The 12,075-nt window shown below is 67.0% G+C and carries 10 protein-coding genes; 9 read left to right on the top strand and 1 reads right to left on the bottom strand.

All coding sequences use genetic code 11. The features are described 5' to 3' along the window. Window positions 1–289 precede the first annotated feature (289 nt). Genes AB0I34_RS43565 through AB0I34_RS43530 form a run of 8 tightly spaced genes read left to right on the top strand, consistent with a single transcriptional unit; the run spans window position 290 to window position 9,787 of the window. Window positions 290–2,374 (top strand): alpha-amylase family protein, encoded by a 2,085-nt coding sequence (locus tag AB0I34_RS43565; RefSeq protein ID WP_360458442.1) that lies wholly within the window; start codon window positions 290–292, stop codon window positions 2,372–2,374. Continuing rightward, window positions 2,371–3,219 (top strand): 2-hydroxy-3-oxopropionate reductase, encoded by an 849-nt coding sequence (locus AB0I34_RS43560; RefSeq protein WP_360458440.1) that lies wholly within the window; start codon window positions 2,371–2,373, stop codon window positions 3,217–3,219. The genes AB0I34_RS43565 and AB0I34_RS43560 overlap by 4 nt, the downstream gene beginning before the upstream one ends. After that, window positions 3,216–5,051, top strand: a complete 1,836-nt coding sequence (locus AB0I34_RS43555) for an alpha-amylase family protein (RefSeq protein WP_360458437.1) — start codon at window positions 3,216–3,218, stop codon at window positions 5,049–5,051. The genes AB0I34_RS43560 and AB0I34_RS43555 overlap by 4 nt, the downstream gene beginning before the upstream one ends. Before the next feature lie 10 nt (window positions 5,052–5,061). Beyond that, window positions 5,062–6,360: an ABC transporter substrate-binding protein gene (locus AB0I34_RS43550; protein ID WP_360458434.1), complete on the top strand. Its 1,299-nt coding sequence runs from the start codon at window positions 5,062–5,064 to the stop codon at window positions 6,358–6,360. Further along, window positions 6,357–7,256, top strand: a complete 900-nt coding sequence (locus tag AB0I34_RS43545) for a sugar ABC transporter permease (protein WP_360458431.1) — start codon at window positions 6,357–6,359, stop codon at window positions 7,254–7,256. The genes AB0I34_RS43550 and AB0I34_RS43545 overlap by 4 nt, the downstream gene beginning before the upstream one ends. Further along, window positions 7,256–8,134, top strand: coding sequence for a carbohydrate ABC transporter permease (locus tag AB0I34_RS43540; RefSeq protein WP_360458428.1), 879 nt, complete (start codon window positions 7,256–7,258; stop codon window positions 8,132–8,134). Before AB0I34_RS43545 ends, AB0I34_RS43540 begins: the two co-directional genes overlap by 1 nt. Continuing rightward, complete coding sequence (locus AB0I34_RS43535; protein WP_360458425.1) at window positions 8,134–9,051, top strand: D-2-hydroxyacid dehydrogenase; 918 nt, start codon at window positions 8,134–8,136, stop codon at window positions 9,049–9,051. The genes AB0I34_RS43540 and AB0I34_RS43535 overlap by 1 nt, the downstream gene beginning before the upstream one ends. 49 nt (window positions 9,052–9,100) lie before the next feature. Continuing rightward, a complete protein-coding gene (locus tag AB0I34_RS43530) occupies window positions 9,101–9,787 on the top strand; it encodes a GntR family transcriptional regulator (protein WP_360458422.1) in 687 nt (228 codons plus the stop codon). Here the strand turns inward: AB0I34_RS43530 and AB0I34_RS43525 are convergent. Continuing rightward, window positions 9,764–10,315 (bottom strand): dihydrofolate reductase family protein, encoded by a 552-nt coding sequence (locus AB0I34_RS43525; protein WP_360458419.1) that lies wholly within the window; start codon window positions 10,313–10,315, stop codon window positions 9,764–9,766. The genes AB0I34_RS43530 and AB0I34_RS43525 overlap by 24 nt on opposite strands. A 268-nt stretch (window positions 10,316–10,583) precedes the next feature. On the opposite strand from AB0I34_RS43525, the gene AB0I34_RS43520 reads away from it, so the two are divergent. After that, a complete protein-coding gene (locus tag AB0I34_RS43520; protein ID WP_360458416.1) occupies window positions 10,584–11,948 on the top strand; it encodes an FAD-binding oxidoreductase in 1,365 nt (454 codons plus the stop codon). Window positions 11,949–12,075 lie beyond the last annotated feature (127 nt).

The raw sequence follows: 12,075 nt of genomic DNA, 5'->3' as shown, positions 1-12,075 counted from the left end.
GTGAAGCCTTCGACAAGCCACACCCCAACCGGAGGTTCTCCTCACGTCAACCCCAACTCACCTGCCACCAACGTCTTGTCCCGGTACATCTAGTCCAAGCCAGGCTGGCGATTGTGTCGGTCCGCCGGCTGTAGGTACCGGTCCGGATAGGGCTGCTCTGTGAACAGCATCGAGAGGTTCGCGCTCAGGTTGTGACCCCGATCCTTCATGGCGAAAGGGCTAACACCAGCTCTTGCCAGTCGTGCATTCTTGTCTGACAATCTTAGGACCCGACGACTCCGGAGGCGCGATGCACACCGAGCCCGAGCAGCAGGCCCCAGCCGCCGATTCCGATCCGGACTGGCCGTTGGCGGCCACGCGGTGGGCCCAGATCACGTTGGCCGAGGACGATCCCGCGCACTTCGACGCGGACTTCTGGTTGCAGTTGATGCGCGACAGCAAGTCGAACGCGACCTGCATCAGCGCCGGCGGGTACGTCGCCTACTACCCGACGCGGCTTGAGTACCACCACCGCAGCAAGTACCTCGGCGACACCGACCCGTTCGGCACTCTGGTCGAGGGCGCCCGCAGCCTCGGCATGAGCGTGATGGCGCGCGTCGACCCGCACGCGATCCACGCCGACGCGGCCGAAGCCCATCCGGAGTGGCTCGCCCGCGACCGCGACGGCAACCCGATCGAGCACTGGGCGTATCCGGGCATCTGGCTGACCTGTGCGTTCACGTCGTACCACCGGGAGTTCATCACCGAGGTGATCCGCGAGATCGTCCGCGACTACGGCGTCGACGCGGTCTTCGCGAACCGGTGGGAGGGGTACTACGGCATCTCCTACAGCGAGGCCGCGCGCAAGTCGTTCCGCGACGAGACCGGCCTCGAGTTGCCCGCCGCCGAGTACGCCGAGGGCTGGCCGGAGTACGTCGCCTGGCGCCACCGGGGACTCGGTGAACTCGTCGGCATCTGGGACCAGGCGGTCCGCGATCTCCGCCCGCATGCACGCTTCGTCCCGAACCTGGGTGCACTCGCCGCGCGCGACCTGGCCCGCGATCTGGCCGAGCCACTCGCGCCGCTGTTCATCATCGACAAACAAGGCCGGCACGGGATCGAGGCGCCCTGGGCCGCGGGTCGCAACGGCAAGCGCAACCGCGGCGTCTTCCCGGATCGGCCGGTCCGCCTGATCACCTCGGTCGGCCCGGAGCACCAGTACCGCTGGAAGGACTCGGTCGCGCCGGGCGAAGAGGTGAAGACCTGGATTGTCGACGGGTTCGCCCACGGCGCGCTGCCCTGGTTCACCAAGTTCAACGCGAGCGTGCCGGACCACCGCTGGGTGCAGCCGATTGTTGACGCCTTCAACCTGCACGCGACCGTCGAGCCGGTACTGCGCGACCTGCGCATCACCGCCGAGGTCGCCCTGCTCGACCCGACCCGGACGGGCCAACTCCACGCCGGCGACCACGATCACGAGGACGGCTTCTACCAGGCGCTGGTCGAGGCGCGCGTCCCGTTCGAGTTCGTCTCCGACCAACTCCTGTCCGCCGAACGACTCAGCCCGTTCAAGCTCGTCGTCCTCGCGAACGCCGAGCAACTCAGCGACGAGCAGTGTGCAGTCCTGCGTGAGTACGTCGCCCAGGGCGGTTCACTCGTGGCGTCGTACCAGAGCTCCTTGTACGACGAACATGGGCAGGCGCGGGCGGACTTCGGCCTCGGCGATGTGCTCGGGGTCCGGTTGAGCGAGCCGAGTCGTGCGGTGAAGAACAACTACATCGCGCTGATGGACGAGCATCCGCTGAACGCGGGCTTCGAGGGAACGACACGCATCATTGGCGGCACCAACATCCTGGGCGTCGAGGCGACCGGGGTCGTTCCGTGGAGGTTCTTCCCGGACTTCCCGGATCTGCCGATGGAGGAGGTGTATGCGCGGGAGGCGCCGGACCGGCCTGCGGTGATCTGCACCGAGAACGCGAACGGCGGCCGGACCGTCTACTTCCCGTTCAACCTCGGCGCGATCTTCTGGGAGGCGCTCCAGTCCGACCACGGCCGGCTGATCGCGAACGCCGTCGGCTGGGCGCTCGGCAAGGCGCCGGAGGTGACCGTCGAGGGCGCAGGCCTGGTCGACGTCGCAGTGCATCGCGGTGACTCCGGCGTGGCCGTTGCCTTGGTCAACCTGACCAACCCGATGGCGATGCGCGGCCCGATCCGCGAGACCCTCCCGCTGCCGCCCCAGCGTGTGTCGATCGCCGTACCGGATCGGCCGGTGAAGGTGCGGCTGCTGGTCGCCGGGGTGGATGTCGAGCCGACGGTCGTCGACGGTCGCGCGGAGATCGTCATCCCGACCGCGGGCCTGCTGGAGGTCGTGCACGTGGATTGGGGCGAGGCATGAGGATCGGATTCGTCGGTCTCGGGGTGATGGGCCGGCCGATGGCGGAGAACTTGCTTGCCGCCGGCCACGAACTGTCGGTGTACCGCGGCCGGACCGATCTCGACGCCTACGTCTGCAAGTCCGCGAAAGAGGCGGCCGAGCGTTCGCAGGTCGTCATCCTGATGGTCCCGGACACGCCCGATGTCGAGTCCGCGCTGTTCGGTCCGGACGGTGTGGCAGAGGGTCTGCAGAAGGGTTCGGTCGTGATCGACATGAGCTCGGTCTCGCCGACCGCGACGGTGGGTTTCGCCGAAGGGATCGAGCAACTCGGCTGTGACTACCTCGACGCGCCGGTGTCGGGCGGAGAGGTCGGTGCGCGGGCCGCGACGCTGACGATCATGGTCGGTGGGCGGCCGGACGTGTTCGAACGAGCCCGGCCGATCTTCGCGGTGCTGGGCAAGAACGTCACGCTGATCGGTGGCGCCGGCGCCGGTCAGACCGCGAAAGTCGCGAACCAGATCGTCGTCGGCCTCACCATCGAGGCGGTGGCCGAGGCGCTGCTGTTCGCGGAGGCGGCCGGGGCGGACCCGGCCGTCGTCCGCGAGGCGCTGATGGGCGGGTTCGCGAGTTCGCGGGTGCTGGAGTTGCACGGTGAGCGAATGGTCAAGCGAACCTTCGACCCCGGGTTCCGGATTCGCCTGCACCGCAAGGATCTCGGGCTCGCCGTCCAGGCGGCCGCGGAGCTCGAGCTGGCCCTACCCAACACCTCGGCGACCCAGCGACTGATGAACGCCGCCATTGCGGATGGCGACGGCGATCTCGACCACTCCGCGCTCTACCGCACGCTGCGCCGGGGGCCGGCATGAGGCTCTGGTGGCACGACCCGTTCCGGATGTTCCAGACCAACCTGCGCGAGATCGACGCCGGGCTGGACGTGGAGAAGGTGCTCGATTATCTGGAGGAGTTCGGCGCCGACACCTGGCTGCTGAGCGTCGGCGGGATCCTGTCGAACTACCCGACCGACCTCGACTTCCAGACCCGCAACCCGCACCTGGCCGAGCGTCCGTCCGGCGACTTGGTCGGCGACGCCGTGAAGGCGGCCGCGCGCCGCGGGATCCGGGTGATGGGCCGGATGGACTTCTCCAAGATCGACCACCGCCGGGCCGAGGCCCACCCGGACTGGTGTTTCGTCGGACCGCAGGGCGCGCGCCAGGTCTACAACGGCCTGACCAGCGTCTGCCCGAGCGGCGACTACTACCAGGTGAAGCTGTTCGAGGTCCTCGACGAGGTCCTCGATCGCTACCCACTCGACGGCTTCTTCTGCAACTGGATGTCGTTCAACGAGGTCGACTACAGCCGCGTGTACCACGGCGTCTGCCACTGCGTGTCCTGCCAGGAGCGGTACGACGGGCCGCTGCCGGACGGGCGGGATTCACCGGGCTATGAGGACTGGCAACTGTTCTCGGCAACAGTTCTCTCCGACCTGACACAGCGGATCCGGGATCACCTCGCGGCCCGCCGGCCCGAGGCGCCGCTCGTGCTCGGTGACCAGGCCGACATCGTGTTCCACGAGGCGAACAACGCCGTCGGCCGTCGCCTGTGGCACCACCGCACCAGCGAGGCCGTGAGTGCCGCGAGGACGTACCGCCCGACGGTCCCGGTGCTGACGAACTCGGTCGGATTCGTGGACATGCCGTACCGGATGGCGAGCGAGGATCCTCATCACTTCGCGCAGTATTTGCTCCAGGCAATCGCTCGTGGCGCGAATCCGTCGACATACATCATGGGGACGCCGTCGGACAATCCGTACGCGTGCCTGCAGGTCGCGGGGGAGCTGACCAGGTTCCATCGCGATCATCAGGACGTCTATCGGGACCTCGTGCCGGCCGCCGAGACCTTGCTGGTCAGGCCGAAGGAAGGCTCGACGCCCGAGTTCCAGGGGCTCTACCTGTCGTTGCTCCAGCGTCACGTGCCGTTCGATGTGCTGCCGGAGAAGCGGCTCCTGGACGTCGACCTGCGCCGTTATCGGGTGGTCGTGCTGCCCGATCTTGGAGCGGTCGAGCTTGGGGAGTACGACGGTGGGATTGTTGCCACGGGTGCCACAGAGGTGGGGCGACTGCCCGTGAGGCGGCTGACGAGCTACGAGACCGAAGCAGCTACACGGGGGTTGCATCTCCAGGGTGGGGTGCCTGTGGTTGGGGCCTTTCACGTGGTCGAGGCCGGACCTGGTGTCGAGACGGGCTTGCCGGCGTTGTCGAGGGCGCCGTACGGGCCGCCGGAGAAGTGTCATGGGCAGATGCAGCTCGAGCATCCGGGGGTCGTCAAGCGCGGCAACACGGTGCTGTTCCCGTGGACCATCGGCCGTTCGTACCGGGAGGTCGGGCTGGGTGTGCACGGGGATCTCTTTGTTGACGAGGTGATCGGGACCGGAGGTCCGTCAATGGCGACGGACCTGCCGGAGCAGATCGAGATCGTGCTCGGCCGGTCCGCGGCCGGGACGGTCGTGCATCTGCTGAACAGATCGGGGGATACCGACCAGCGGTTCGCTCCGCCCGTCCCCGTCGGTCCGGCGCGGCTACGGCTGCCGGACGGCGTGCGGGAAGTCGAAGCGCTGCGGTCCGGTGAGCGCCTGCCGGCGACCGACGGCTGGGTGCAGATACCGGAGATCGGGTTGTTCGAAGTTCTGATCTGTGTGTGAGGAGAGCGAGATGGATCGTCGAGGATTTCTCAAGCTGTCGCTGGCCACAGGACTCTCGGCGGCCGCGGTGGCCGGGTGTAGTGGTGGTAGTGGTGGGCCGTCGGGTGACGGCGGGAACGTGACGCTGCGCTATGCGTGGTGGGGCAACAACATCCGGCAGCAGAACTACACCAAGGCCCTGAAGCAGTTCAGTACGGCGAACCCGTCGATCGCGATCGAACCGGAGTTCGCGGAGTACACCGCGTTCCAGGAGCGGATGACGACCCAGATCGCGGCTCGCGACGTACCGGACATCTTCTGGATCGCGTCGCCGCAGGTGATGACGTACCACAAGAGCAAGCTGTACCGGAAGCTCGACGACATCCCGACGCTGAACTGGGGTGACTACAGCAAGGAGGACCAGGAGACGTTCAAGCTGGCCGGCGAGCTGAACACGTTGCCGTTCGCAATCTTCACACCGGTGATCCGCTACAACGAGACCGTCACCAAGGCCGACGGGGTCACGATCCCGGCCGAGGGTGCGGGCTGGACCTGGGACAGCCTCGCCGAGCTGCTGGTTGCCTACAGCAAGAACAACCCCGGCAAGCGGAAAGGTACGCCGTACGCACCGGACCACGACCTGACCTTCGAGGCGTGGCTGCGGCAGCGAGGCGAGCAGCTATGGACCCAGGACGGTCAGGCCGGGTTCACCGTCGACGGACTGGCGAGCTGGCTCGACTGGTGGGACAAGCTGCGCAAGGCCGGCGGCGCGCTGTCGCTCAGCGAGCAGGAGGGGATGGGCCCGGACTGGGCACAGGTGGGGAAGAAGGTCCTGGTGAACTTCGGCAACTCCAACCACATCATCGACGACGCGAAGATGTTCCCGAAGGAGAAGTTCCGGCTGCGTGCGGCGCCGATCGCGCCGACCGCGGAGGCAGGTCACAAGTACCTGTACTTCCCGCGGATGGCGATCTACCAGCGGATCGACGACGGCAACCTCGAGGCGGCCGGAAAGGTGCTCGACTACAACGCGAACAACCCCGAGATGCTGAAGACGGTCCGCCTGACCATGGGGGCACCGACGAATCCGAAGGTGGCCGAGCAGGCGAAGGCGTTCGCCAGCCCGGACGAGAAGGAGATGCTCGCCGTCGTCGAGAAGGAGCGGGCCGCCGAGCGCAAGCCGCGCTACGAGGCGCCGCCCGGATCGAGCACCTGGCGTACGACGATGACCCGGATCTGTGAGGAGATCGCGCTCGGCAAGACGAGTGTCCCGGACGGCGCGAAGAAGTTGCTCGATGACGTGAACGCCGGGATCAAGCGGGCCGCATGAGGTCGCGGTCGGCGTTCCACCTCAACCGTCAGGGGAGGGCAGCGCACGTCTTCCTGATCCCCTGGCAGCTGGGCTTCCTGCTGATCACCGCGGTGCCGCTGTTCGCGTCGCTCTATCTGGCGTTCACCAACTACGACATCCTGAACCCGCCGGAGTGGACCGGGCTGGAGAACTTCCAGCGGATGATCCACGACGACCAGTTCTGGGCGTCGGTGAAGGTGACCCTGATCTACGTCGTGGTGTCGGTGCCGCTGCAACTCGGCTTCGCGTTGCTGCTGGCACTGATCCTCGACCGCGGGCTGAGCGGACTCGCGTTCTACCGCAGCGCGTTCTACCTGCCGTCGCTGCTGGGGTCTTCGGTAGCTATCGCGATTCTGTGGCGGGAGATCTTCGGCGACGACGGACTGATCAACAAAGGGCTGGCGTTGGTCGGCATCCATGGCGAGAGTTGGCTGCAGAACCCTCGCACTGCGCTGGCGACCCTGATCGTGCTCAACGTCTGGACGTTCGGGTCGCCGATGGTGATCTTCCTGGCGGGTCTGCGGCAGATCCCGGACGAGCTGTACGAGGCGGCGAAGGTCGACGGCGCCGGGGTGTGGCGGCAGTTCACCCATGTGACGGTGCCGCTGCTGACGCCGATCATCTTCTTCAACCTGATCCTCCAGACGATCGGCGCCTTTCAGACCTTCACCCAGGCGCACATCATCAGCGGTGGCACCGGTGGGCCGGCGAACTCGACGCTGTTCTACACGCTGTACGTGTACCAGCAGGGTTTTGTTGCCTTCGACATGGGCTACGCGTCCGCGCTCGCCTGGGTGCTGATGGTGGCGATCGCCGTCGTCACCGCACTGCACTTCCTGGTCTCGAAGTACTGGGTCTTCTACGGAGACAGCTGATGGCGACTCTGACCGCAGGTGAGGTGATCAGCAGCCCGGCGCTGGTCCGGCAGGGCCGGTTCCGGTCCGTCCTGAAGCACGCCGGGCTGCTGGTCTTCGTGGCGTTCATGATCTATCCGCTGGTGTGGATGGTCGTGAGCGCCTTCAAACCGCCCGAGCAGATCCTGACCGAGCCGGGCATCATCCCGTCCGACCTGACCTTCGAGAACTTCAAGGAAGGCTGGCATGCGCTGAACCGGCCCTTCTCGGTGTTCTTCGTCAACTCGCTGATCGTCACCCTCGGATCGATCGCCGGCAATCTGTTCTCGTGCTCGTTGACGGCGTACGCGCTGGCCCGGCTGCAGTTCCGGATGCGCAAGGTGTACTTCGCGATCACGCTGGCGTCGGTGATGCTGCCGTTCCACGTGCTGGTGATCCCGCAGTACATCTTCTTCTCCCAGCTCGACCTGGTGAACACCTACTGGCCGCTGCTGATCCCGAAGTTCCTGGCCACCGACGCGTTCTTCGTCTTCCTGATGGTGCAGTTCATCCGGACCCTGCCGCGCGAGCTCGACCGGGCCGCCTGGATCGACGGTGCCGGCCCGTTCCTGACCTTCTGGTACGTCGTCCTGCCGCTGATGCGGCCGGCGTTGGTGACCACTACGATTTTCACGTTCATCTGGACGTGGAACGATTTCTTCGTACCGTTGATCTACCTGACCAGGACGCAGGTGTTCACCGTGCCGGTGGCGCTGAACTCCATGGTCGATTCCGAGACCCAGAGTGGGGTGGGCATGCTGTTCGCGATGTCGTTGCTGTCACTGGTTCCGATCCTGATCTTCTTCGCGGTCGCGCAGAAGTACCTGATCCGCGGGATCGCCACCACGGGGCTGAAGTGATGAGGATCGTTGTGGTGGGCAAAGAGTCGCCGGTGTACGTCGAGGCGGCCGCCGGCGCCGAGCTGCGTTTCGTCGACACCCTCGACGACGCGTCGGACATCTTCGGCGAGATGGAAGCCGTGATCGGCCGGGTCCCGCCGCATGTGCTGGCGAAGGCGCCGAAGCTGCGGTGGGTGCACAGTCCGTCAGCCGGTGTCGACGCCGACCTGACGCCGGAGATGCTGGCGTCGCCGGTGGTGCTGACGTCGAGTGCGGGCAACGGCGGCATCTCGCTGGCCGAGCATTCGCTGCTGCTGATGCTCATGCTGAACCGCGACGTGCCGCGCTGGATGCGCGCCCAGGCGGGGCATCGCTGGGACCACTTCGTCCACAGCGAGCTGGCCGGACTCACCGTCGGGATCTACGGCCTCGGCAACTCCGGCCTCGACCTGGCGTTGAAGGCCAAGGCCTTCCACATGCGCGTTCTCGGCGTACGTCGGCGCCCTGAGCAACCATCGCCGAACGTCGACGAGTTGTGCTCGCTGGACCAGCTGCTGGCCGAGTCGGACTTCGTCGTGGTCACCGCACCACGGACGCCCTCGACGGCAGGGGTGTTCGACTCCGACGCGTTCGCGCGGATGAAGTCGTCGGCGTACTTCATCTGCATCTCCCGCGGCGGGATCGCGGACGACGACGCCTTGCTGGAGGCGTTGCGGACCGGACAGATCGCGGGAGCCGGGCTGGACGCGCACGGCGTGGAACCGTTGCCGCCGGAGAGCCCGTTCTGGTCGTTGCCCAACGTCATCGTCACGCCACACAACGGAGCCACCAGCACCGGTACGAGGCGCCGCAGCCAGGAGATCGTGGCCGAGAATCTGCGTCGTTTCGTCACTGGCGAACCGCTGCACAACATCGTCGACAAGTCCGCCGGATATTAGTGCCACGCCCGTACACTTGCCTGACCAGTTGGATTCCACAGGGGGTGCAGTGAGTACCGAAGCGCGCCTGGAGCTCGGGCCGTCCTCGCTGACCGATGCGCTGTACGAGTCGGTTCGCAAGCGGATCGTGAACGGCGAGATCCCGCAGGGCGAGAAGCTCACCGAGGTCCGGCTGGCCGGCGAGTACAACGTGGCCCGGCCGACCGCGAAGGCGGCGCTGGAGCGACTCACTGCCCTCGGCCTGCTCCGGCGTACGGCGCACAAGACGGCTGTCGTCCCGGTGCTCGACCAGGCCGAGATCCGGGACCTGTTCTTCAGCCGGATGACGATCGAGAAGGCAGCGGTGTCCGCGCTGGCCGCGACCGGCGAGGTGCCGGCCGACGCGGCCCGTGCGCAAGTGGCGATCGAGTACGCCGCTCGCGACCGTCTCTTCGAGAACCAGGTCGAAGCGGACATCGCGTTCCACACCGCTTTGGTCGCCGCGGTCGGGAGCCGGCGGTTGTCCCGGATGCACGAGCTGATCATCGGCGAGGTGCACCTGACGATGGGTCAGTACCAGGCCCACCGGAAGGCTGCGCCGACCACTGTGGCCGAGGAGCATGCCGCCATCCTCAAGGCGATCGAGGATGGGAATCCCGATGCCGCCGCCGAGCATCTCGCCTACCACCTCGAACAGGCCCAGGGCCGGCTGCTCACCACGCTGCAGCAGGCGTCAGACGAGGTCGTGCCGCAGTAGGACGGTGCGTCCGTCGAACGCGCGGGTCTCGGCCAGGCGCAGCGTGCGGCGGTCGGTCGGCTGGTAGACGGGCTTGCCGCCACCAAGGATCACCGGGTGCACGATCACGTGGTATTCGTCGAGCAGCCCGAGCTCGGTCAACGCGGCGGCAACTGTCGCGCTGCCGGTGAGCAGGATGTCCTTGCCCGGCGCGGCCTTGATCGCCCTGATCTGCTCGGCGGTCCGGACGATCCGGGTGTCCCAGTCCGCGCTCTCCAGCGTGGTCGACAGCACGACCTTCGGCGTCGTACGCCAGACCGGCGCGAACGCGACCGCGTGCTCGTCCGGGTTCATCGACTCGGCGTTCGGCCAGTACGACGACATCAGCTCCCAGACCTTCCGTCCGTACAGGAAGGTGTCGGCCCGCTCCGTCAGGCCCATCGAGTACTCGCCCAGCTCCGGACCGAGCTCGGCCCAGTCGAACTCGCCGTTCGGTCCCTCGATGAACCCGTCCAGCGACTGGTGCACGTAGTACATGATCTTCCGCATGATGCCCTCCAGATGGTCTCTGCTTGTGCCGTCTGGTCGGACCTGATCGGTGGGCCTTGACATCGGATTCCAGGCATTGACGAAAGTCGGCGGGACAGGCAGGCTCGGGTCGAACGGGCGGGTCTGGGGAGGGCCGGCTGCTCGTCGGGGGTTCAGACGCTCTCTGGGGTGAGGTTTCGCGCAACGCTCGACGGTCACGGCCGGTTTGTGCGGCGCCGTGCTTTCACGCGCGCCGCTCCGCGACACAGCGACGGGCCGGGGAGCCGACATGGGCACGATCGACAACTTGAGGGAACGCACCCGCGGGCAGATCTTCACCGAAGGCGACGAGGGGTACGACGAGAGCCGCCGGGTTCGCAACGGCATGCACGACAAGCGTCCGCGGGTCATCGTGCGGTGCGAGAACGCCGGCGACGTGATGGCCGCGATCGATTTCGCGCGAACGAACGAACTCGACCTTGCGATCCGGGGCGGAGGGCACAGCGTCCCCGGCTTCGGCACGGTCGACGACGGTGTGGTCATCGACCTCAGCGCCATGCGCGGGGTGCGGGTGGATCCGGCGACCCGGACGGCGCGGGCAGGCGGCGGCGCCACCTGGGGTGATCTCAACGACGCGGCGCACGCCTTCGGGCTCGCGGTCACCGGCGGCGTCGTGTCGACGACCGGTATCGGCGGACTGACCCTCGGCGGTGGAATCGGGTACCTCGCCCGCGGACTCGGGCTGTCCTGCGACAACCTGATCTCGGCGGACGTGGTGACTGCGGACGGGCAGTTCGTGGTCGCCAGCGAGAAGGACCACGAGGATCTCTTCTGGGCGCTGCGCGGCGGTGGCGGAAACTTCGGCGTGGTCACCGCGCTCGAGTACCGGTTGGCTCCGGTGTCGATGATCTACGGCGGCCCGATGTTCTTCGAGATGTCGGACGCGACAGCGGTCGTGGCGGGCTTCCGCGACATGATCGGGGACGCACCCGAGCAACTCGGCGGCTTCCCGGGCTTCCAGATCGCCCCGCCGCTGCCGTTCATCCCCGAGGATCGGCACGGCGACCACTTCGCGCTGATCGTGGGGTGCTGGGCCGGTGATCCGGACCGTGGCGAGGAGGAGATCTCGCGGTTCCGGGAGTTCGCGCCGGTGGTTGCCGAACATGTCGGGCCGATGCCGTACCCGGCGCTCAACAGCGCTTTCGACGCGCTCTACCCGACGGGTCTGCAGCACTACTGGAAGGCGAGTTTCGTCCGCGAGCTGACCGACGAGGCGATCCAGACGCACCTGCGCCACGCACCCAGCCTGCCGTCGGTGCACTCGACCGTGCACATCTACCCGATCGACGGGGCCGTGCACCGGGTGACCCCGGACGGCACTGCCTTCGCCTACCGGGACGCCAACTTCGCGACGGTGATCGCGGGGATGTGGCCGGACGCGGCGGACAACGAGGCGAACATCGACTGGGTGCGGTCGTACTACGACGACATCGCGCCGCACTCCGAGCCCGGCGGCTACATCAACTTCATGGCCGACGACGACCAGGGCCGCATCCGCGACAACTACCGGCAGAACTACGACCGGCTGGTCGAGGTCAAGCGTAAGTACGACCCGCGCAACCTGTTCCATCTGAACCAGAACATCGTGCCCTAGGCAACCAACGGCCGGCGCCGTACGACGGTTCGTCAGCGACGGTGAGCTCCTCCGGAGACCAGGCCGTGCCGTAGATCGATCCGCTCGAGGCGAGGACCGCGGTGCGGACGCCCTGAGTCCAGGCCTC

The organism is Kribbella sp. NPDC050281, assembly GCF_040655855.1.
In the GTDB taxonomy this organism is placed as follows: Bacteria; Actinomycetota; Actinomycetes; order Propionibacteriales; family Kribbellaceae; genus Kribbella.
The sequence above is the reverse complement of the archived record's forward strand: the minus strand, read 5'-3'. Positions and strand labels throughout refer to the sequence as shown.

Bases quoted from the DNA above. Each gene is read 5' to 3' on its own strand.
- AB0I34_RS43565 (WP_360458442.1), top strand. From the start codon at position 290: ATGCACACCGAGCCCGAGCAGCAGGCCCCAGCCGCCGATTCCGATCCG.
- AB0I34_RS43560 (WP_360458440.1), top strand. From the start codon at position 2,371: ATGAGGATCGGATTCGTCGGTCTCGGGGTGATGGGCCGGCCGATGGCG.
- AB0I34_RS43555 (WP_360458437.1), top strand. From the start codon at position 3,216: ATGAGGCTCTGGTGGCACGACCCGTTCCGGATGTTCCAGACCAACCTG.
- AB0I34_RS43550 (WP_360458434.1), top strand. From the start codon at position 5,062: ATGGATCGTCGAGGATTTCTCAAGCTGTCGCTGGCCACAGGACTCTCG.
- AB0I34_RS43545 (WP_360458431.1), top strand. From the start codon at position 6,357: ATGAGGTCGCGGTCGGCGTTCCACCTCAACCGTCAGGGGAGGGCAGCG.
- AB0I34_RS43540 (WP_360458428.1), top strand. From the start codon at position 7,256: ATGGCGACTCTGACCGCAGGTGAGGTGATCAGCAGCCCGGCGCTGGTC.
- AB0I34_RS43535 (WP_360458425.1), top strand. From the start codon at position 8,134: ATGAGGATCGTTGTGGTGGGCAAAGAGTCGCCGGTGTACGTCGAGGCG.
- AB0I34_RS43525 (WP_360458419.1), bottom strand. From the start codon at position 10,315: ATGCGGAAGATCATGTACTACGTGCACCAGTCGCTGGACGGGTTCATC.
- AB0I34_RS43520 (WP_360458416.1), top strand. From the start codon at position 10,584: ATGGGCACGATCGACAACTTGAGGGAACGCACCCGCGGGCAGATCTTC.